The sequence below is a fragment of the Pseudomonas sp. zfem005 genome, assembly GCF_032621735.1.
GTDB lineage: Bacteria > Pseudomonadota > Gammaproteobacteria > Pseudomonadales > Pseudomonadaceae > Metapseudomonas > Metapseudomonas solani.
Map to the genome: position 1 here is coordinate 449,669 of NZ_JAVYJE010000003.1, position 20,164 is coordinate 469,832.

Below are 20,164 nucleotides of genomic sequence, written 5' to 3' on the forward strand. Positions count from 1 at the left end.
CTGAATCTGCGCTGTCTGCAAGCGAGGCGCCCCCACGCGGCGGTGGGGACTGGGGGTGTGGGGCGTGGAGCGGTTAGGCGCCGATCTTCCGGGCGACTTCGGCGACCTTGTCGCGCATCGCCGAGTCGAGTTCCTCGGGCTTGATGTGCGCGATGATCTTCTTCAGCACGCGGATTTCGTTCTCATCGATCACGCCGTCGCGCTCGGCGATGGCCAGCAGCGAGCCCAGCTCGTGCACATCCAGCCGGCCGTCGTTGGCGAAGCAGTGGATCGAGCGGAAGGACAGTTCCAGATAATCCCTGGGTTCGGACATGACATGTTCCCTGTTCATTCGTGGGGTTCAGGCACCCGGGTGCACCGGGTGCCTGGCGGTTTGAAGCGGGCTTCCGTCAGGCGCCGGCGACCGGGTCCTGGGGCTCGGCCTTGGCCGGGGCGGCGACGGCAGCGGCAGGCGCCGACTTGCCGTTGAGCAGGCGGGCGAGCACGTCCTGCACCACCGGGCTCTTGCCCACCACGCCTTCGATGGCCTTGCCCACGGAGAGCGACTTGGCGAAGGAGTTGAAGAAGTCGCCTTCGCCGCCGACGATCTCGATCTTCGCCTTGCCCAGCGCGGTGGCGAGCACCTCGGCCTGGTCCTTGGCGATGTCCTTGTTGGCGGCGATGGCAGCCATGGCTTCCTCGAAGCTCTTCTCCAGCTGCATGCGGAATTCCTCGTGCTGGCGAGCGCTGTCGCTGAGGGCATCCAGGGCACCGAACTTCTTGCCCAGGCCTTCGGCTTCGGCGTTGAGGCGCTGCAGCAGGATTTCCGCTTCCGCCGAACCCAGGTCCTTGGTGGCCTTGGCCTTGGCGGCGCCGAGCTGTTCCTCGCCGCGTGCCTGGGCACCCAGCTTCTCTTCCAGGACCTTGGCTTCGGCCAGGCCGTCCTTCTCCTTGGCAGCGGCGGCGGCTTCCAGCACGCGGGCATCGGCCAGGCCTTTCTCCTGCTCGCCACGGGCTTCGGCAATCAGCTGCTCGGCGCGTACGCGGGCTTCGGCGAGGCCTTCCTTCTCCTTGGCGGCGGCGGTGACTTCCAGCACCCGTGCATCGGCCAGGCCGGGGGCGGCGCGCTCGGCCTCGATGCCTTCGGCCAGGCGTTTCTTGGCTTCGGCCTGCTTGGCAGCGGCTTCCAGTTCGGCCTGGGCCAGGTTGTTGATTTCCACGGCCTTGTGCTTGGAGCGGGTTTCGTCGGCTTCGGCCTGCTTGACCTGGCGCACCAGCTCCTGCTCGGCTTCGGCCTGCGCCTGGAGCACGATGACCTGCTTGGCGCGCTCGGCCTCGGAGATCTCACGCACTTCCTTGATGCGCTCTTCTTCCTGGGCCACGGTCTTCTCCACGGCGACGCGGTCGCGGATCACGTTGGCGATGTTCTTGCGCTGTTCTTCCAGCGCCTTTTCCTTCTCGATGCGCTGCAGCTCGACCTCGCGCTCGCGGGCGACCACTTCCAGGTCCTTGGCCCGGGTGACCTTCTCCACCTCGATGACCACGGCGCGCTGGCGGTTCTGCTGGGCCACTTCCACTTCGCGCTGATGGTTCTCGACGCGCACGTCGATCTCCTGCTGCGCCTGGATGCGCGCCTGCTCGGCCTTGAGGCGTTCCTCTTCCTTGACCTTGGCGGTCTCGGCTTCCTCGCGGGCGCGGATGGTTTCGATCTCGCGCTTCTGCCGGGCCTCGGCGTCGGCCTGCTGGCGTTCCAGGGCCAGGGCGGCTTCGCGGGTCTCGACGTTCTTCTTCTGGATCGCCAGCTCTTCGTTGCGCTCCAGTTCGTTGGTGATGACGTTCTGCGCGGCGGTCAGCTCGGTGATCTTGCGGATGCCTTCGGCGTCGAGGATGTTGCTCGGGTCGAGGGAGTTCTTCGCGGTCTGCTCCAGGTAGTCGATGGCGACGTCCTCGAGCACATAGCCGTTCAGGTCGTTGCCGATCACTTCGATGATGCGGTCGCGGAAGTCCTGGCGGTTCTCGAACAGCTGGACGAAGTCGAACTGCTTGCCGACGGTCTTCAGCGCCTCGGAGAACTTGGCGTTGAACAGCTCGTTCACCGCGGCGCGGTCGGAAGCACGCTCGACGCCGATGGCCTTGGCCACCTTGAGCACGTCTTCCTGGGTTTCATTGACGCGCAGGTAGAAGGCCACGGTGATGTCGGCGCGCATGTTGTCGCGGCAGATCAGCCCGTCCTTGGCGCGGCGGTCCACTTCCAGGGTGATCAGCGAGATGCGCATGAACTCCTTGAGGTGGATGACCGGGTACACCAGGGCGCCGGTGAAGTGCACCTTGGGCGTGGAGGACATGTCGTTGACGATCAGCGCGGTGCCCTGGGGAACCTTGATGTAGAAGGCCTTGAACAGGGCCAGGATGCCGACCACGAACAGGACGACGAGTCCGAGCACGGTCAGGAAGGGCATCACCCACTCGATGTTGTTCATTTGCAATCACTCTCCTTTGATGCTGAGGCGCACCGGGTCAGATGCCCCGGAATTCGTCCTCGGTGATGACCCGATAGGCGTGCTGCGCCTCCAGGTATTCCAGTAATACGACGCGGTCGCCACGCTTGAAGCCCTTGGCCTCCTCGGCGCGGACCTTGAGGATCAGCCCGGCGCCACCGTCTTCGAGCACCGCCTCGCCATGCTCCAGGGTGACGCGGCCGCTGCGGATCACCGCGGTCTGGCCGAGCACGCTCTTGCTGGTGACGGCCTCCGCCTTGTGGAACAGCGGCCGCAGCGGGCTGCAGATGAGCGCCGCCACGGGCAGCGACAGGCCCAGCGCAACGACGGCCACCACCAGGCCCAGCGGGTAGCGCAGGAGGCCCAGGGGCAGGTGGCTGAGGACCAGGAGTTCGGCGAAATAACTGAGGAACCAGGAGCCGGCGAACAGCAGGCTGAGCACCAGGGTGACCGGTACGCCGTTGAGCTTGAGCTTCGACAGCAGGGCAGCGACGCCATCGCCGGCGAGCAGCGAGTCGGCCTCGACGTCCAGCAGATCGACCTCCACCAGCCCGAGCGCGACGATCGCCCAGTAGATGATGGCCAGGCACAGCAGGAAGCTGAATAGCACGGTGGGGAACGACAGTGCGGTCTGCAGGAAGATGTCCATCGCTTTCCTATCCCTGAAAAGGCTGGACGGAGCCGAGCGGCGCCGCCCGTTCAACGGTGAATCAGGACTTGCCCTTGTCCTTCAGGCGGGCCAGCACGCTGTCGGCGCTGGTGCCGTCGGCGACGATGCCGGCTGCACGCAGCTTGGCATCGAGGTCATCGTCCGGGCTGCTGGTGGCGGCCAGTTCGGCTGCCGCCTCCAGTTTCGCCGCGCGCTCGGCCTGCTGGCGCTTGATGCGCTCCAGCGATTCGACGGCAGTGTGCAACTTGGTCTGCGAGCCGCTGTAGCGCTGGGCCACGGCCATCTGCGCCTTCTGCACGCTCTCGGTGGCCTTGACGGTATCCACCTGTTGTTTCAGATGCTTGATGTTGCCTTCGGCCTGGGTCACCGCCTTGCGCAACTGAGCAACGTTGGCGGCGAAACCGGCGACCTGCTCGCGCTCCACAAGCAGTTCGTTCTCCAGGTTGGCGATCTTCTCCGCCACTTCCTTGGCCAGGGCTTCGTTGCCCGCTTCCAGGGCCTTCAGCGCGTAGGCTTCGTACTCGCCTACCTTGGCGGCGCATTTGCCGGCACGGTCCTCGGCCAGTTTCTGCCGCGCCATGATCTCGGCCAGGGCTTCCTTGGACTTGCGCAGCTCCAGGTCGGCATCGCGAATCTCCTGGTCGAGGATACGCAGGGCCTGGCTGTCGACAATGGCCTCACCGGCTTCGTTGACACCACCACGCAGGGCGGCCAGCAGCTTGCTCCAAACGTTCATGTGCATCCTCCAGGTCAGGCCTGAGCCTTCAGATAGGCTTCGTAGGCTTCGGTGGCCCGAATCACGTTGCTGGCGAGGGTTTCGATCTCGTAGACCACGTTGGACAGGATCGAGGTGGCGCTCAGGGCACCGAACATGGTGTAGCAACGCTCACCGCCGGGCAGCGTCTCCAGGCCGATGCTGGAAAGCGGGAACAGCTGGCGGCTGAGCAGCACTTCTTCGTTGAAGGCCACCAGGTCGGTGACTTCGCTCTGCGGCCAGAGCAGCGCCTCGACGATGATCTGCTCACCGTGCAGGGCGACGAACAGCGGCAGGTCGCCGTATTCATGCATGGTGACGTGCAAGCTCGGTTCGGCGCCTTCGATCAGCTCGATGCCGGCATCGCCACAGGTGAAGAGCTCGGTCGCGGCCAAGGCCTCGCAGAGCGCACGCGCATTCCAGATCTGAGGCATTTCCATGACCCCCTCCTTTTCCAGATTGACCGGCCCTGGCTGGGGCTGGCGCAGCTTGCGTTCAACCGCCAGAAGCGCCTGGGCGTTCTCCGGCAGTATCCAGACTTCCTTTTTCACCAGCCCCTGATCACGCAGGCGCTGGCGGAACAAACGTTGGTAATGGGCGGATGACTTGTTTTGCATGGGCGCAGAATAATTCATCACATGTAAGCTTTCAATAAATCACATGTGATATTTGCGAGCCCCGGTAAAAGGCGCGCAGCACTAAGCCCCGAAGCGGGCCGGGAGGGTTCTGGAAGGTTGTGGGGATGAGCGCCGAGCATGAGGACCTGTCCCTGGTTTCCGATGTGCGCGATGGGTATCGCCAGGGATTAGAACCTCGTGACGGGCCCTTGGAAAGCGGACAGGGACCGAAGACCGACGTGTTTCACGAAAAAGCAGCCGGCGGACGGCTGCACTGCAACGGGGCAATGGTCTAGGCTACGCGGGATTTTTCCCTGCCCCACGGATGTGCCATGGATACCCTCGCCAAGCCCCTCGCCGGATTGAAAGTCATCGAACTCGGCACCCTGATCGCCGGCCCCTTCGCCTCGCGCCTGTGTGCCGAGTTCGGTGCCGAGGTGATCAAGGTCGAATCCCCCGATGGCGGCGACCCGTTGCGCAAGTGGCGCAAGCTGTACGAGGGCACCTCGCTCTGGTGGTTCGTGCAGGCGCGCAACAAGAAGTCGCTGACGCTCAACCTCAAGCACCCCGACGGCATCGCCATCCTCAAGCAGCTGCTGAGCGAGGCGGACATCCTTATCGAGAACTTCCGCCCCGGCGTGCTGGAGAAGCTCGGCCTCGGCTGGGAGGTGATCCACGCACTGAACCCGAAGCTGGTGATGGTGCGTCTCTCCGGCTTCGGCCAGAGCGGGCCGATGAAGGACCAGCCGGGCTTCGGTGCGGTGGGCGAATCCATGGGCGGGCTGCGCTACATCACCGGCTTCGAGGACCGCCCGCCGGTGCGCACCGGCATCTCCATAGGCGACTCCATCGCCGCGCTCTGGGGCGTGATCGGCGCGCTCATGGCGCTGCGCCACCGCGAGGTCAACGGCGGCCAGGGCCAGGTGGTGGACGTGGCGCTGTACGAGGCGGTGTTCGCCATGATGGAAAGCATGGTCCCGGAGTTCGACGTGTTCGGCTTCATCCGCGAGCGCAGCGGCAACATCATGCCCGGCATCACCCCCTCCTCCATCCACACCAGCGCCGACGGCCGCCACGTACAGATCGGCGCCAACGGCGATGCGATCTTCCGCCGCTTCATGCTGGCCATCGACCGCGAGGACCTGGCCACCGACCCGAGCCTGGCCAGCAACGATGGCCGCGATGCGCGCCGCGACGAACTCTACGGGGTAATCGACCGTTGGGTGGGCTCGCTGCCCCTGGACCAGGTGCTGGCGACCCTGACCCGCGCCGAGGTGCCGGCCAGCCGCATCTACTCCGCCGAAGACATGTTCAACGACCCGCAATTCATCGCCCGGGAGATGTTCCTCCAGGCGCGCCTGCCGGACGGCAAGCCCTTCCGCATGCCCGGCATCGTGCCCAAGCTCTCGGCGACGCCGGGCTCGGCCGAATGGGTCGGCCCGGAACTGGGCGAGCACACCGCCGAGCTGCTCGCCGGCCTCGGCTACGACGCGGGACGCATCGACACCCTGCGCAAGGAAGGCGCCATCTGAACCGCAGCACGCCCCCCACCTTGCGGCACGCCCCATCGCTGCGCGCCCGCCTGCGCCGCGCCCTGCTCGGTTGCGCGCTGCTGGGCGCAGCCGGCGCCTGCCTGGCCGAGCCCGCCCCGCTGATCACCTGGACGGTGCGCGACATGGCGCCGTTCAACATCATGGAGGGCCCGCTCAAGGGCCAAGGCATCGCCGACCGCATGCTCGGCCTGTTGCAGCAGCGGCTACCGCAGTACCGCCACCTCAACAGCCGGGTCAACCGCGCCCGGGCCAACCAGATGTTCGCCCGCGACACCCTCACCTGCGACGCAGGGGTGCTGAGGACCCAGGAGCGCGAACAGCTGATGTACTTCTCCATCCCCACGCTGGGCGTGGTCACCAACGGCGTGGTGGTGCGCCAGGAGCGGGAGGCGCAGATGCGGCCCTTCCTGCACGACGGCAAGATCGACCTGGCGGCCTTTCTCGCCGACCCGCACCAGCGCCTCGGCGTGCTGGTGGAGCGCAGCTACGGGCCGGCGATCGATGCCACGCTGCATGCCGCCCCGCCCGAACGCCTGCTGGTGCACCACGGCAACAACGCCCTGGGCAGCCTGTTGCAGATGCAGGAGCACGGTCGCATCAGCGCCCTGCTCGGCTACTGGCCCGAGGTGCGCTACCTGGCCGAGACCGAGGGCATGGAGGTTTCCAACCTGCGCTTCTACCCGGTGCAGGGCATGCCCAGCTACCTGCTGGCCCATGTCGGCTGCTCGAAGACGCCCGAAGGCAAGAAGGCCATCGAGGCGATCAACCAAGTGATCCGCGAGCTGCGCGGCGAGGAGCTGATCCAGCTCTACGCCCGCTGGCTGGACGGTCCCACCCGCGAGGCCTACCTGAAGGACGCCAAGGGCTTCTTCGAGAAGGATTGAGTCCGCCCCACCCAACGAAAGCCATCGCCACGTAGGGTGTGCCGCGCGCACCTGGAGGTGATGCGCACTTCAATGTGAGGCGTTGAGCATCGACGTTGGAGCAGCCGCAATATGCCCCCTTTCAGGAGGCCGAACGCAGTCGTTGCGCAGGGGGACGAGTGGCATGGATGCCACGAGAGGCGCGACTGGCCATGGATGGCCCTTCGCGCCGGCCCCTGGAGCGGCGATGGAGTGAGGGAAGTCTGGCGACAGCCAGACCCGTATGTCGGGGGCGAGTTTTTTGGTTCCTTTTCAACGATTGGAAAAGGGACTCGCCCGGGTGGGCGAAACCAAAAGTCCCAACAGAACTCGGTAATCAGCTGAGCTCAAATCCGCCAATAACACTCAACACAGACCTAACCATCCACAAACGCGACCTGACGCACATCTCCCCCTGCGACAGGTTGTCCAGCTGCAGGCTTGTTTGTCTCAGCTCAAAGAATGTTTCTACCCACGCGGTATCTCTGTAGCCACGACGAATCGTCCTTTACGGAGATGCACCATGCACGATCAGGAAGAGCTGTCCCTTTCCCGCCGTACCCTGCTGGCAGGCGCGGTGGTGCTCGGCGTCACCGGCTCGGTACTTGGCAGCGCCAAAGCGATGGCCGGCGAGCCTGCACCGAAGAACATGGGCAAGGCGCCCGACCTGTCCAAGCTGGAGCGGGTCAAGGTCGAGCTGGTGGCGCCGCCCTTCGTCCATGCCCACGAGGCCCGCGCCAGCGGCAAGCCGAAGGTGGTGGCGTTCACCCTGACCATCGAAGAGAAGACCCTGGTGCTCGACGACGAGGGCACCGAGATCCACGCCATGACCTTCAACGGTTCGGTGCCCGGCCCGCTGATGGTGGTGCACCAGGACGACTACGTGGAACTCACCCTGGTCAACCCGGCCAGCAACAGCATGGCCCACAACATCGACTTCCATGCCGCCACCGGAGCCCTGGGCGGCGGCGCGCTGACCATCGTCAGCCCCGGCGAGCAGGTGAAGCTGCGCTTCAAGGCGACCCGCGCCGGGGTCTTCGTGTACCACTGCGCGCCGGGCGGGGCGATGATCCCCTGGCACGTGGTCTCGGGCATGAACGGCGCGATCATGGTGCTGCCGCGTGACGGCCTGAAGGACCGCGCCGGCAAGGGGCTGAAGTACGACAAGGTGTTCTACGTCGGCGAGCAGGACTTCTACGTCCCCCGTGACAAGGACGGCAAGTTCAAGCGCTACGCCAGCCCGATGGAAAGCTTCGTCGACATGCAGGCGGTGATGAAGGGGCTGATCCCCAGCCATATCGTGTTCAACGGCAAGGTCGGCGCGCTGACCGGCAAGAACGCGCTCAAGGCCAACGTCGGCGAGACGGTGCTGATCGTCCACTCCCAGGCCAACCGTGACACCCGCCCGCACCTGATCGGTGGCCACGGCGACCACGTCTGGGCCAGCGGCAAGTTCAACAACCCGCCGGAGGAAGACCTGGAAACCTGGTTCATCCCGGGCGGCGCGGCCGGAGCGGCGCTCTACACCTTCCGCCAGCCGGGCCTGTACGCCTACCTCAACCACAACCTGATCGAGGGTGTGCTGCTGGGTGCCACCGCGCACTTCCAGGTGGAGGGTGAGTGGAACGCCGACCTGATGAGCCAGATCGAGCCGCCGTCGCCGATCAAGTAAGCCCGCCGGCCGGCCCGGGAGGGCCGGCCATCCACCTTGGCCAACGGACGACACCGCCATGCACAAGGCCACCCTGATCAGCCTGCCCGTCGCCTTCGCGCTCGGTGCAGCCGTGCTGCTCCTCAACCCCCGCCACGAGCCCGAACTGGCACCGGAAACGGTGACAGTGACGGCCCGTGCCTTCACCTTCCGCCCCGCTGGCGACTACTGGCAGGATGCGCGGGCCATCGACGCGCCTGCCCGACGCGAGCAGGTGCAGCCCAGCTTCGAGGTGATGAAGTACCAGGTCAGCCAGGGCGAATACGCCCGCTGCGTGGCCGATGGCGACTGCCTGCCGCTGAGCGAAGGCGACACGCCCCGCGACGACCTGCCCCTCACCGGCGTGAGCCTGCTGGACGCGCAGTTCTATGCCGACTGGCTGACCCGCCGCACCGGGCAGCGCTGGCGCCTGCCCAGCGACGTCGAATGGGCCTTCTTCGCCGGTTCGCGCTGGGCCGACGACGCCCTGCTCATCGACGACGATGGCAGCAACCCGGCTCGGCGCTGGCTGGCGCGTTATAGCTTCGAGGCCGAGACGCGCACTGCCGAGTCGGCCCAGGCACAGGTGCGCGGCAGCCACGGGCTCAACGAATTCGGCATTGCCGACCTCGCCGGCAACGTCTGGGAATGGACCGACAGCTGCCACCACCGGGTCAAGCTGGATGGCCAGGGCGTGCAGCTCAGCCGCATCGAGGCCTGCTCGATCCGCATCGCCGAAGGCCGCCACCGCGCCGCCATCAACGACTTCGTGCGGGACGCCCGCGGCGGTGGCTGCGCCGCCGGCCAGCCACCGGACAACCTGGGTTTCCGCCTGGTCAGGGACATCCCTTGATCCCCCTCAAGTTCTGCCGCCTGCCCTAGGGGTTATGCTGCGGCGGAACCTTGGGAATCATTGCCGTGACTGCCGATCTCGCCCTCAACCGCGCCTGGCTCGCCAGCCTGCCGCCCTTCGCCAACAGCAGCCGCGAAGAGCAGGACGACATCCTCAGCCAGGCCGCCATCCTGCGCCTGCACAACGGCGACACCGTGTTCGAACAGGGAGCGCCGGCGGAGGCGTTCTACCTGCTGGTGCACGGCCGCCTCAAGGCCAGCCAGATCACCGGCGACGGCCAGCGCGTGCTGGTGCGGGTGGTCAACCCGGGCGACCTGTTCGGCTTCGTCCGCGCCCTGGGCCGTGGCGACTACCCGGCCACCGCCTGCGCCACCCAGGACAGCCTCGCCCTGGCCTGGCCGACCCGCCAGTGGGAACCGCTGCTGGCCCGGCACCCCGGCTTCGCCCTGAACACCGTGCAGGCCATCGGCGTGCGCCTGCAGGAAGCCCATGTGCGCTTTTGCGAGCTGGCCACCGAGGAGGTGGAACGCCGCGTCGCCCATACCGTGCTGCGCCTGGTGCAGCAATCCGGGCGCCCGGAGGCGGACGGCATCCGCATCGATTTCCCGGTCAGCCGCCAGGACATCGCCGAGATGACCGGCACCACCCTGCACACCGTCTCGCGCATCCTCAGCGCCTGGGAGGATCGCGGCCTGGTGCGGGGCGGCCGGCAGAAGCTGCTGGTGTGCAACCCGCAGCGGCTGATGCAGATCGCCGGTGGCGACGAGCGGGAGCCCGCCCACGAGGACGCTTGACTGCAATCAAGGCGCCCGGCGCGGGCCGTTCCTAGACTGCCGCCATCACCACGACGCCTGCCCCGCCGTGCCCCACGCCATCGGAGGCCCGCCATGCACGACAACCTCACCGAACGCACCCTGAGCGAGCTGAGCTTCAGCCTGCCCGGCAGCACTGCGCTGTTCCACGACTACAAGCTCGACTTCTGCTGCGCCGGCCAGCGCAGCCTGGGCGATGCGGCCCGCGAACAGGGCCTCGATGCCCAGCGCATCGCCGAGCAGCTGCAGGGCCTGCCGCCCGGCAGCCCCCAGGTCGACTGGCGGCTGACCAGCAACGCCGAGCTGATCGACCACATTCTCGAGCGCTACCACGCCGTCCACCGCGAACAGTTCCCGGCACTGATCCCCCTGGCCGATCGCGTCGAGAAGACCCACGCCGACCACCCGCAATACCCGGCCGGGCTCACCGCGCACCTGAGAAAGATGCAGGAGGAGCTGGAATGGCACATGTGCAAGGAGGAAAGCGTGCTGTTTCCCTGGTTGCGCCAGGGCATTCCGCTGGCCCACGTGCAGGGGCCGATCGGGGTGATGCGCCATGAGCATGACGAGCATGCGCAGTCCCTGGCGGTGCTCGCCGAGCTGACCGACGACCTCACCCCGCCGGCCGATGCCTGCAACAGCTGGCGCCGCCTCTACAGCGGGCTGGAGACGCTACGCCGCGACCTGATGCAACACATCAACCTGGAAAACAACCTGCTGTTCCTCGGCGCCAACCACCCGGCCTGAAGAACGCATCGGAGGTGCGACCCGTGACAGCCTGCCTCATCACCCCCTCGGGAGGCGGCGTGCATACTGGCTGGATTTCCCCTGCCCAGGAACGCCCCGCCATGCACGCGCATCGCGTCCACCACCAGATTCTGTGTGGCCACCACCTGTTCAACGTGCTCAACGAGGAACAGCTGGAGCACCTGCTGGCCAGCAGCGCACTGCTCAACCTGGAGAAGGGCGACAAGCTGTTCCTCCAGGGTGAGCCGGCGCACGCGTTCTACTTCGTGATCTCCGGTGCGGTGAAGATTTTCCGCCTGACCCCGGAAGGCCAGGAGAAGGTGCTGGAAGTGGTCGGCAGCCGCCAGACCTTCGCCGAAGCCATGATGCTGATGGACACCCCCGACTACGTGGCCTCGGCCCAGGCGCTGGAGCCCACCCAGGTCTACCGCTTCGCCAACCGCACCTACATGGAGCTGCTGCACAGCAACCCGCAGCTGCCCTTCTCCCTGCTCGCCACCCTGTGCGTGCGCCTGCATCGGCGGATCAACGAAATCGAGACGCTGTCGCTGAAGAACTCCACCCACCGCGTGGTGCGCTACCTGCTGACCCAGCTGAACCACCTGGGCGACGAGGCCCACCGCTTCGAGCTGCCCATGGCCAAGCAGTTGGTGGCCGGGCATCTGTCGATCCAGCCGGAAACCTTCTCCCGCGTGCTGCGCCGGTTGATCGACGAGCACATCATCGACCTGGACGGGCGCACCGTGCAGGTGCTCGATATCCCCCGCCTGGAACAGTTCGAGTAAGCCATGCGCCAGTGCCTGTACTGCCAGCATGAAAGCGGCGACGACCACGACGACGACTGCCCCCAGTGCGGCATGTCGCTGCCGATCGGCCAGGAACTGGCGCGCCAGCGCCGGCTGCAGCGCTTCCGCTGGTACTGCGTGATGCTCGCGGTGTTCTGCCTGGCGATGATGCTCTGGCTGCCACGCTAAAGCCCCCCCATCGAGCCAATCCCGTAACCCGTAGGATGGGTAGAGCACAGCGAAACCCATCAAGGCCGTGCACCGAAGCAGCATGGGTTTCGTACCTCTACCCATCCTACGGCTGCCATGCTCCCAACCATCAGGCTGCCCTCGCCTTGTAGGATGGGTAGAGCACAGCGAAACCCATCAAGTCCGAGCGCCAAAGCAGCATGGGTTTCGTACCTCGCGGAACGCCGCCCGCCCCATCCCACGAATACCTCTTCGACGCCCCCAACCTTGCGGTGCTCACCCCTGCCGACGGGTGAGCTGGCGGTAGAGCTGGGGCAGGCGCACGGGGAGTTGCGCCGGGTCGTTGATCAGCAGGTGGCCCTGGCTGCCGAACAGGTAGGGCAGGTAGTCCGCCGCTTCGCGGTCGATGGTGATGCAGAACGGCAGCAGCCCGGCGCGGCGTGCTTCAAGCACGGCCTGGCGGGTGTCTTCGACGCCGTAGCGGCCTTCGTAGCGGTCCAGGTCGTTGGGCTTGCCGTCGGTGAGGATCAGCAGCAGGCGCTGGCGTTCCTTGCGCTCCAGCAGCAATTGCGTGGCGCGGCGGATGGCGGCGCCCATGCGCGTGTAGTAGCCGGGGCGCAGCGCGCGGATGCGGCCGCGCACGCGGTCGTCGTGGCGTTCATCGAAGCTTTTCAGCTGGGTCATGCGCACCTGGTGGCGGCGCAACGAGGAGAAGCCGTAGAACGCGAAGCGGTCGCCCACCGCCTGCAGCGCTTCACCGAACAGCAGCAGGCTGTCGCTGATCAGGTCGATGACCCGGTGCTGGTTGTCGATGTGCGCATCGGTGGACATGGACAGGTCCGCCAGCAGCAGGCAGGCAAGGTCACGCCGGGCCTGCCGGCGTTCGCGGAACAGCCCCGGCTCGCTGCAGGCGCCCAGGCGCCGCTCGACGCTGAAGTCCAGCCAGGCGTCGAGGTCGAGCTCCGTGCCCTGGGGTTGGCGATGCAACCACTGCGGCTGCTGGCGCAGGCTTTCGAACTGCCGGCGCAGGCGCCGGGCGATGGGCGCCAGAGCATCCGGCAACGGTGCCGGCTGGGCATCACGCGGCAGCATCGGCTGCAGGCAGACATGGTCGGCGAGTAGTTGCTGGCGGCGATGATCCCACTCCGGCAGGCGGATGCCTTCGCCCAGGGGAATGTCGTCGAACTCGGCGGCGGGCAGGTCGAGGTCGAGCTTCAGCCCGCCGCCCTTCTTCTGCCGCTGCCGCGACAGGCTGAGGTGGTCCAGATCGTCCGCGACCTTGGCCGCATCCAGGTCTTCGCTGTCGTCACCGGCGCGGTCCAGCTCGACGTGCTCGGACCAGCTGAACAGGTTCTCCAGACGGAACAGCAGCAGGCCGCCGCGACCGGGGTCCTGCCCGGTGCGTTCGGCCCGTTTGCGTGCCTGGCCCTTGGCCTCGCTGTGGGCGGAGCGGCCCTGCTCGTCACCGTCCACCAGTTCGGCATGCTGTGGCGCGGCCAGGCGTTGCGGCGGGTAGAGCCACAGTGGCAGCGGCCAGGGGGCCTTCTCGCTGCGCGGCAGGCGCTCGAGGCTGCCCGGCTTGTGCAGGGCCTGTTGCAGCGCGCGCTCCAGGGCCGCTTCGGCTGGGGGCAAGGCGGCGGGGTCGGGACGCAGGCTCAGCAGCGCCTCCACCAGGCGCTGGTAGCGCGGGCGCAGCAGCGGGTAGCGTTCGAGCACGGCGAGGGTCCAGGCCTGGTTGTCCCGCGCCCAGTGGCGCATCGGCTGGCTGTGGGCGGCCAGCAGCGCCAGCCAGCGGTACAGCTCGCGGTTCAGTTCGGCATCGGGGTAGACGGCCAGCTGCGCGGGCAGGCGCAGGGAGTCGGCATCGAACCAGGCCACCGGCAATTGCTGGCAGGTACCGGCCACCTGTTGCAGCAGGCTGCGGCGCACCAGCAGCTCGCGGGCGCTGGCCGCTTCCACACCGACACCGGCCTCGCCGCCGGTGCCGCGGAACAGCAGGAGCAGGCTGCGGCGCATGGCGTCCAGGGGCACGGCCGCCTCGTCGAATTCAGGGCTGGCACGGCGGGTGATGAAGCGGTGCCAGGCGCGGCCGAAGCCTTCTTCGACTTCGAGGTGAAGGGTCATGGGCACCTGCCTCCTGGGAGAGGGTTGAGGGCAAGGAGTGATTCGAGCCACCGGCAGATGCGGCCTGCCGGTGGCTGCGATAACGCGAAAGGCCCGTCGCAGAAGGACGGGCCTGGATCGGTATGCCCTCAGTTCATCTGCACCTCCCCCACGGCAACGCGGCCGCGCTGACGGAAGCTGAACAGGTAGCAGATGAGCCCGATGAGGAAACCCACGCCGGCGTACAGGCGCAGCCAGAAGAAGACCTTCAGCTGGTCGACCGTGGCCATGAACGGCAGCGCGGCGCCATCGGCCGGCATGCGCTGCAGCCAGATCTGCACGATGCCGGCAGCGGTGAGCAGCAGGGTGATCAGCAGCATGGAGATGGTCATCAGCCAGAAGCCCCAGATCTCCAGGCTCTGGGCCCGGGCGTCGGGTGCTTCACCGATGCCCCGCAGGCGCGGCATGGCGTAGCTGATCATGGTCATGACGATCATCGCGTAGGCACCGTAAAAGGCCAGGTGGCCGTGGGCGGCGGTGAGTTGCGAGCCGTGGGTGTAGTAGTTGACCGGCGCGAGGGTGTGCAGGAAGCCCCAGACGCCGGCGCCGAGGAAGGCGGTGACGGTGGTGCCCAGGGCCCAGAGCGAGGCGGCCTTGTTGGGGTGCTCGCGGCGACGACGCCTGACCATGTTGAAGGCGAACAGCACCATGGCGAAGAACGGCAGCGGTTCCAGTGCGGAGAAGATCGAGCCGAGCCACAGCCAGACGGTCGGAGCGCCGATCCAGAAGTAGTGGTGGCCGGTGCCGATGATGCCGGTGATCAGGGCCATGGCGATGATCACGTAGAGCCACTTCTCGACGACTTCGCGGTCGACGCCGGTGATCTTGATCAGCACGAAGGCCAGCATCGAGCCCATGATCAGTTCCCACACGCCTTCCACCCACAGGTGCACGACCCACCACCAGTAGTACTTGTCGCGGGCCAGGTTCTCCGGGTTGTAGAAGGAGAACAGGAAGAACACGGCGAGGCCCACCAGGCCGGTCATCATCACCACGCTGACGGCGGTCTTGCGGCCCTTGAGCAGGGTCATGCCGATGTTGAAGAGGAAGCCCAGCGCGACGACCACGATGCCCATCTTGGTGATGGTGGGCTGTTCGAGGAACTCCCGGCCCATGGTCGGCAGCAGCTCGTTGCCGGTCATCTTCGCCAGGCCCGCATAGGGCACCAGCAGGTAGCCGAGGGTGGTCAGCACGCCGGCGGCGGCGAACACCCAGAACAGCACGATGGCCAGTTTCGGGCTGTACAGCTCGCGGTCGGCCTCTTCGGGAATCAGGTAGTAGGCCGCCCCCATGAAGGCGAACAGCAGCCAGACGATCAGCAGGTTGGTGTGCACCATGCGGGCGACGTTGAAGGGGATGAGCGGGAACAGGAAGTCACCGACGACGTACTGCAGGCCCATGATCAGGCCGAAGAGGATCTGCCCGACGAAGAGCATCAGGGCGAACACGAAGTACGGTTTGGCGACCGCCTGCGAGGCGAATTTCAGGTAGGGATTGCCCGGGGTCATGATCAACCCTCCTTGTTCGGCGGCCAGTTGTTGGTATCGATCTTCGAGGTCCAGCGCAGGAACGCGGCGAGGTCGGACACCTCCTGGTCGCTGAGGTTGAACTGCGGCATCTGCCGGCGGCCGGGCACGCCCAGCGGCTGCATCTTCATCCAGGCCGCGAGGAAGGTGTCGAAGGCTTCGTCACCGCCACGGCGGATCACCACGTTGCCCAGTTCCGGCGCGAAGTAGGCGCCCTCGCCAAGGATGGAATGGCAGCCGACGCAGTTGTTCTGCTCCCACACCAGCTTGCCGCGCACCACCGACTCGGTGAGCGCGCCCTGGTTGGTGCGTTTGGGGAAGGTGGTCTCTGTGTGATAGGTCAGGGCGAGGAATACCAGGAAGAAGAAAACGCCTCCTCCCAGGTAGATGTTCCTCGCCATACCTTTAGTGAATGTCTCTGACATGGGCCCTCCTGGGTCACGGTTGCGTGGCCATTGTAGGAACCGCCCCCAGGCACCTCGCTTGATGGCAATCAAGAAAGACCGATTGTTCCAGTCAGGTATTTTTCCTGAGAAAAATCAGGGTATTGCGTGCAGGGCGAAGATCACCCCGGTGAGCAGCAGCGGCCAGCCGAGCAGCAGCGAACGCCACAGCCGAGGGCCGTGCCCCAGCTCCATGAAGTGCAGGGCGATGAGCCAGGCCTTGCCCAGGCCGAGCAGGAGGATCACTGCCACCGGCAGCAGCGCCGCGGGCTCGCGATGCCCCAGCCAGACCCCGGCGACGGACATGGGCAGCATCGCCAGCCAGGCCAGCAGCAGCGCCTTCATGACCCGGGCGCCAGCACGTAGACCAGCGGGAACAGCACCACCCAGACCAGGTCGACCATGTGCCAATACAGAGCGCCGGATTCCAGCCCGCCGAGTTCGCCGTCACGGTAGGCGCCGCGCAGGCAACGCAGGAGCATCCAGCCGAGGATCACCAGCCCCAGCCACACATGCAGGAAGTGGAAGCCGGTGATCAGCCAGAACAGGGTGAAGAAGGTGCTGTATTCCAGGCCCAGCCCGAGCGTGGCGAGGTGGTGGTACTCGGAGGCTTTCAATGCCACATGGACCAGCCCCAGCAGCACGGCGACACCCAGCAGGATGGCCGCCTGGCCCTGCCGCTGGCGACGCACCCGCAGCACCGCCAGGGCCGCGCAGAAACCGGCGCTGAGCAGCGTCAGGGTCAGCGCCAGGGCGATGGACAGGTCCAACTGCGTACGGCCGGCGCGGAAGCCTTCCACGTCCAGGCGCTGGGCCACGGCGAAGGCGACGATGAGGATGGCGAAGACGGTCAGCTCGGCGAGGATGAAGAACCACATCGCCAGGTCGCCCGGCAGGCGCCGGGCGCTGGCAGCGGCATCAGGCGAAGTGGACATCGACCAGGTCCATCAACGCGGCGACCGTGGCTTTGTCATCCGACAATGGTTCGGCCAGAGCGGCCCGGCAGGCGTCACGGGGAGCCACGCCAGCGTTGAGCAGGCGTGCGGCGAGCACCAGCAGGCGCGTGGAGCAGACCTCCTCCAGCTCCTGGCGGCCGAGCCGGCGCAGGGCAGTACCCAGTTGCACCAGGCGCTGCGCCAGCTCCGGCGCGACACCGGCTTCGCGGACGATGATGCCGGCTTCCGCGTCGGGCGTCGGGTAGTCGAAGCGCAGGGCGACGAAGCGCTGGCGGGTGCTGGGCTTCATGCCCTTGAGCAGGTTCTGGTAGCCGGGGTTGTACGACACCACCAGCATGAAGCCGGGCGGTGCCACCAGGGATTCGCCGGTGCGCTCGATGAACAGTTCGCGGCGATCGTCCGCCAGGGGGTGCAGCACCACCACGGTGTCCTGGCGCGCTTCTACCACTTCGTCGAGGTAGCAGATGCCGCCCTCGCGCACCGCGCGGGTCAGCGGGCCGTCCTGCCACCAGGTGCCGTCGCTGCCGATCAGGTGGCGGCCGACCAGGTCCGCCGCCGACAGGTCGTCGTGGCAGGCCACGGTGTACAGCGGTCGGTTCAGGCGCTGGGCCATGTGCTGGACGAAGCGGGTCTTGCCGCAACCGGTGGGGCCCTTGATCAGCACCGGCATGCCCTGGGCGGCGGCCTCGGTGAAGAGCGCCACCTCGTTGCCGGTCGGCTGGTAGAAGAGCGGCGGGATGTTCTGGGCAGGGGCGTTCTGGACAGGGGCGTTCATGGCGGGGCGACTCTCCGTTCGGGTTACGGCTGGGCACGCTAGCCAGCCCGGCCGAGGGGCTCAAGCGCGATGCGCGAAGTTCTTGATCGCCATCAAGCGGTGCCCCAGCGGAGCGCTCCTAGAATCGCCGCAGACGCCGGGAAAAACCGGCGCAACCGACCGGCGCACAGGCGCCCAGCCCTGAGGAGACGTTCATGAACAAAGCACTGGTTGCCCTGCTGCTCGGCGGGCTGCTGGCCCAGGCCAACGCCATGGCCAGCCCCGGTGAAGAGCTGTTCAAGGCCAAGTCGTGCGTGGCCTGCCATGCCATCGACAAGCAGGTGCTGGGCCCACCCTTCCAGAAGGTGGCGGCCAAGTACGGCGCCGACGGCGCAGCGCATATCAGCCACAGCATCCTCACCGGCAGCAAGGGCGTGTGGGGCCCCATCCCGATGCCGGCCAACGCCGTCAGCGAGGCAGAGGCCAAGGCCCTCGCCGAGTGGATCGTCACCCTCCAGTAACCCCGCTGCATGCGGTCGACGCATCCGCCGTCGGCCGCTTCCCCTCAATGGCCGGCTGAGCCTCCTGGTTCAGTGGTGGGCGCTGCTCGCCCACCATGGCCACCCTCGCCTTCTCCCGTTCTCATCGTTCGATAGCATCACCCCGGGCATTGCTGGAGTTCTGCCTGCCGCTCCCCGCCCCATGGGTTTCGCTTCGCTCGCGGAACGCCGCCCGACGCATCCTACGAAAGCCGCTACGCCCTGGGCTGTGCTGCGCGCACCTGGCCGGCAAACGCCCTGACCGCCCTGCCCCGGCCCCTGCGCCTGAAATCACCTCACGCCATCCCCGCAGCGCTCGCCTCGCCTGTTAGAAACCCCTTCACAAACCCGGGCACGCCTTCGTCCTGCTTGCTCCGGCCGGTCTGGCAAGGACTGCCAGTGCAGCACCGTCGCCACCGGCATTTAGAAGGATCAAGGAATGGTTATGGCGAGCAACCTGGACGCGAGCCTGGAGCAGGGCACGCAGCGGAGACTGCTATGGAAATTTCTCATCGACCACGAACCCCTGATGCGCAAGCGCTGCCAGCAACTGACGCGCAACCCCCACGATGCGGAGGACGCCCTCAGCGAGCTGCGCCTGCGCCTGTTCACCCTGCTGCTGCGCGAACCCGGGCGGCTGGAGGCTGTGGATAACGTGCCGGCCTGGCTGCGTCGGGTGGCCAGCAACCACTGCATCGACCGGCTGCGCAGCACACCCTCGACCTGCAACCTCGACTGGCTCGACCAGCAGTTGCACGACAACGCCGCCTGGCAGCCGCAGCAGCTCGGCCCCGAGCGCCAGGCCTGCCTGCAGGAGGCGGTGGAGGTGCTGGACAAGGCGCTGCACCGGCTGCCGCCCAAGCTCGGCCAGGCCCTGGAGCAGCACTGCATCTGCGGTGTGGAGTACGTGGACCTGGCCGGCCTGCTGCACGTCAGCGAGCCCAACCTGCGCAAGCGCGTGCAGCTGGCGCGCCGGCAGTTGCGGGACTGGCTGGGCACCCTGTGCGAGGCGGGTAACGAGGGCTGAGAGGTGAAGCGGAAAGCCCGCCCCATAGGGGCGGGCCGACCGATCAGAAGTTGCCGATGGGGTAGGCGGTGTTGATGGTCCAGAGCCCCCCGATGTTGTTGAGGTAGCCGCCGATGGTGAAGGGGTTGCCGTCCTCGCCGACGCAGTAGTTCACCGCCCCCACCGAAGGCGCTGAAGGCCCGGTGAAGAAGTTGGCGCCGCCAACGGGGCCCACAGCCTGGATGGGGTGGGTGTAGGCGTAGCGGATCGATTCGACGACCTGCACCTGGGTGCAACTGTCAGGGTAGAAGGTCGAGACCCCGGGTGCGGCCTTGGCCACCCAGACCCCAGCATTGGCTACCTGGATGCCACGACCGAGGTAACGATATGGCGCGGGGTGGTTGATGCCCGGCTGCACGAAGAAATCTCGCCCCGCAGTAATGCGTGCAGCGAAAGGTGCTGCGGGACCTCCCAGGACCGGATCATGGTTACCGGGGCGGGAGTGAAAGCCCACCGCTGCGCCTGCCCCGTTGATCTCACCGCAGAAGATGTGGCGCTGGTTGATCTGCGGGTTTATCCGGCTATTGGGCAGTCCACCGCCTATCTGCACCGGCAGCGGGTTGACCCCGGGCGCATTGGCTGTGCAGTTGATCTGGGCAAGGGCCGGCAGGCTGCAGCAGGCAGCCAGCAGCCCCAGGGGCAGGGTTTTCTTGAAGCATTCCATGGCG

At 66.8% G+C, this 20,164-nt stretch carries 22 protein-coding genes; 10 read left to right on the top strand and 12 right to left on the bottom strand.

Annotated features, from left to right (window positions below):
* Positions 1-73: 73 nt before the first annotated feature.
* The 5 genes from RTW82_RS08830 to RTW82_RS08850 form a co-directional block, all read right to left on the bottom strand.
* A complete protein-coding gene (locus tag RTW82_RS08830) occupies positions 74-313 on the bottom strand; it encodes a hypothetical protein (RefSeq protein ID WP_263400068.1) in 240 nt (79 codons plus the stop codon).
* Between the two features lie 76 nt (positions 314-389).
* Positions 390-2,459: a hypothetical protein gene (locus RTW82_RS08835; RefSeq protein WP_410478774.1), complete on the bottom strand. Its 2,070-nt coding sequence runs from the start codon at positions 2,457-2,459 to the stop codon at positions 390-392.
* Between the two features lie 37 nt (positions 2,460-2,496).
* Entirely contained in the window at positions 2,497-3,126 is a 630-nt protein-coding gene (locus RTW82_RS08840) for an OB-fold-containig protein (protein ID WP_043240232.1), read from the bottom strand.
* A 61-nt stretch (positions 3,127-3,187) separates the two neighbouring features.
* Positions 3,188-3,883 (bottom strand): PspA/IM30 family protein, encoded by a 696-nt coding sequence (locus RTW82_RS08845; protein ID WP_043240230.1) that lies wholly within the window; start codon positions 3,881-3,883, stop codon positions 3,188-3,190.
* 14 nt (positions 3,884-3,897) lie between these two features.
* Entirely contained in the window at positions 3,898-4,518 is a 621-nt protein-coding gene (locus RTW82_RS08850; protein WP_184487557.1) for a YjfI family protein, read from the bottom strand.
* A 332-nt stretch (positions 4,519-4,850) separates the two neighbouring features.
* Here RTW82_RS08850 and RTW82_RS08855 point away from each other — a divergent pair, with 332 nt between their 5' ends.
* The 8 genes from RTW82_RS08855 (at position 4,851) to RTW82_RS08890 (ending at position 12,049) form a co-directional block, all read left to right on the top strand.
* Positions 4,851-6,050, top strand: coding sequence for a CaiB/BaiF CoA transferase family protein (locus RTW82_RS08855; RefSeq protein ID WP_265169632.1), 1,200 nt, complete (start codon positions 4,851-4,853; stop codon positions 6,048-6,050).
* A gap of 20 nt (positions 6,051-6,070) precedes the next feature.
* Positions 6,071-6,955 carry a TIGR02285 family protein gene (locus RTW82_RS08860; RefSeq protein ID WP_316924860.1) on the top strand — a complete coding sequence of 295 codons (885 nt, stop codon included), beginning with the start codon at positions 6,071-6,073 and terminating at the stop codon, positions 6,953-6,955.
* Positions 6,956-7,496: 541 nt separating this feature from the next.
* A complete protein-coding gene (gene nirK, locus RTW82_RS08865; RefSeq protein WP_410478775.1) occupies positions 7,497-8,645 on the top strand; it encodes a copper-containing nitrite reductase in 1,149 nt (382 codons plus the stop codon).
* Between the two features lie 58 nt (positions 8,646-8,703).
* A complete protein-coding gene (locus RTW82_RS08870; RefSeq protein ID WP_316924861.1) occupies positions 8,704-9,516 on the top strand; it encodes an SUMF1/EgtB/PvdO family nonheme iron enzyme in 813 nt (270 codons plus the stop codon).
* A 65-nt stretch (positions 9,517-9,581) separates the two neighbouring features.
* On the top strand, positions 9,582-10,310 hold the full coding sequence (locus tag RTW82_RS08875) for a Crp/Fnr family transcriptional regulator (protein ID WP_021217071.1): 729 nt from the start codon (positions 9,582-9,584) through the stop codon (positions 10,308-10,310).
* Positions 10,311-10,403: 93 nt separating this feature from the next.
* Positions 10,404-11,075 carry an iron-sulfur cluster repair protein YtfE gene (gene ytfE / locus RTW82_RS08880; protein WP_316924862.1) on the top strand — a complete coding sequence of 224 codons (672 nt, stop codon included), beginning with the start codon at positions 10,404-10,406 and terminating at the stop codon, positions 11,073-11,075.
* Positions 11,076-11,176: 101 nt separating this feature from the next.
* Positions 11,177-11,860 carry a Crp/Fnr family transcriptional regulator gene (locus tag RTW82_RS08885; RefSeq protein ID WP_184487550.1) on the top strand — a complete coding sequence of 228 codons (684 nt, stop codon included), beginning with the start codon at positions 11,177-11,179 and terminating at the stop codon, positions 11,858-11,860.
* Positions 11,861-11,863: 3 nt separating this feature from the next.
* On the top strand, positions 11,864-12,049 hold the full coding sequence (locus RTW82_RS08890; protein WP_316924863.1) for a protein DnrP: 186 nt from the start codon (positions 11,864-11,866) through the stop codon (positions 12,047-12,049).
* Between the two features lie 276 nt (positions 12,050-12,325).
* On the opposite strand, the gene RTW82_RS08895 is transcribed toward RTW82_RS08890, so the two are convergent.
* The 6 genes from RTW82_RS08895 to RTW82_RS08920 all read right to left on the bottom strand — a co-directional run bounded on the left by RTW82_RS08895 (position 12,326) and on the right by RTW82_RS08920 (position 17,912).
* Positions 12,326-14,173 (bottom strand): nitric oxide reductase activation protein NorD, encoded by a 1,848-nt coding sequence (locus RTW82_RS08895; RefSeq protein ID WP_316924864.1) that lies wholly within the window; start codon positions 14,171-14,173, stop codon positions 12,326-12,328.
* Positions 14,174-14,301: 128 nt separating this feature from the next.
* Positions 14,302-15,720, bottom strand: coding sequence for a cbb3-type cytochrome c oxidase subunit I (locus RTW82_RS08900; protein WP_410478776.1), 1,419 nt, complete (start codon positions 15,718-15,720; stop codon positions 14,302-14,304).
* A gap of 2 nt (positions 15,721-15,722) precedes the next feature.
* Entirely contained in the window at positions 15,723-16,163 is a 441-nt protein-coding gene (locus RTW82_RS08905; protein WP_263400079.1) for a c-type cytochrome, read from the bottom strand.
* A 114-nt stretch (positions 16,164-16,277) separates the two neighbouring features.
* Positions 16,278-16,526 (bottom strand): cytochrome C oxidase subunit IV family protein, encoded by a 249-nt coding sequence (locus RTW82_RS08910; protein WP_316924865.1) that lies wholly within the window; start codon positions 16,524-16,526, stop codon positions 16,278-16,280.
* On the bottom strand, positions 16,523-17,116 hold the full coding sequence (locus RTW82_RS08915) for a cytochrome c oxidase subunit 3 (RefSeq protein ID WP_316924866.1): 594 nt from the start codon (positions 17,114-17,116) through the stop codon (positions 16,523-16,525). Before RTW82_RS08915 ends, RTW82_RS08910 begins: the two co-directional genes overlap by 4 nt.
* Positions 17,100-17,912: a CbbQ/NirQ/NorQ/GpvN family protein gene (locus tag RTW82_RS08920; RefSeq protein WP_316924867.1), complete on the bottom strand. Its 813-nt coding sequence runs from the start codon at positions 17,910-17,912 to the stop codon at positions 17,100-17,102. Before RTW82_RS08920 ends, RTW82_RS08915 begins: the two co-directional genes overlap by 17 nt.
* 194 nt (positions 17,913-18,106) lie before the next feature.
* Here RTW82_RS08920 and RTW82_RS08925 point away from each other — a divergent pair, with 194 nt between their 5' ends.
* On the top strand, positions 18,107-18,412 hold the full coding sequence (locus RTW82_RS08925; RefSeq protein WP_184487544.1) for a c-type cytochrome: 306 nt from the start codon (positions 18,107-18,109) through the stop codon (positions 18,410-18,412).
* A 463-nt stretch (positions 18,413-18,875) separates the two neighbouring features.
* Positions 18,876-19,457, top strand: a complete 582-nt coding sequence (locus RTW82_RS08930; protein ID WP_021217082.1) for an RNA polymerase sigma factor — start codon at positions 18,876-18,878, stop codon at positions 19,455-19,457.
* Positions 19,458-19,500: 43 nt separating this feature from the next.
* Here the strand turns inward: RTW82_RS08930 and RTW82_RS08935 are convergent, their stop codons facing one another.
* On the bottom strand, positions 19,501-20,160 hold the full coding sequence (locus tag RTW82_RS08935; protein WP_316924868.1) for an EndoU domain-containing protein: 660 nt from the start codon (positions 20,158-20,160) through the stop codon (positions 19,501-19,503).
* Positions 20,161-20,164: the final 4 nt, after the last annotated feature.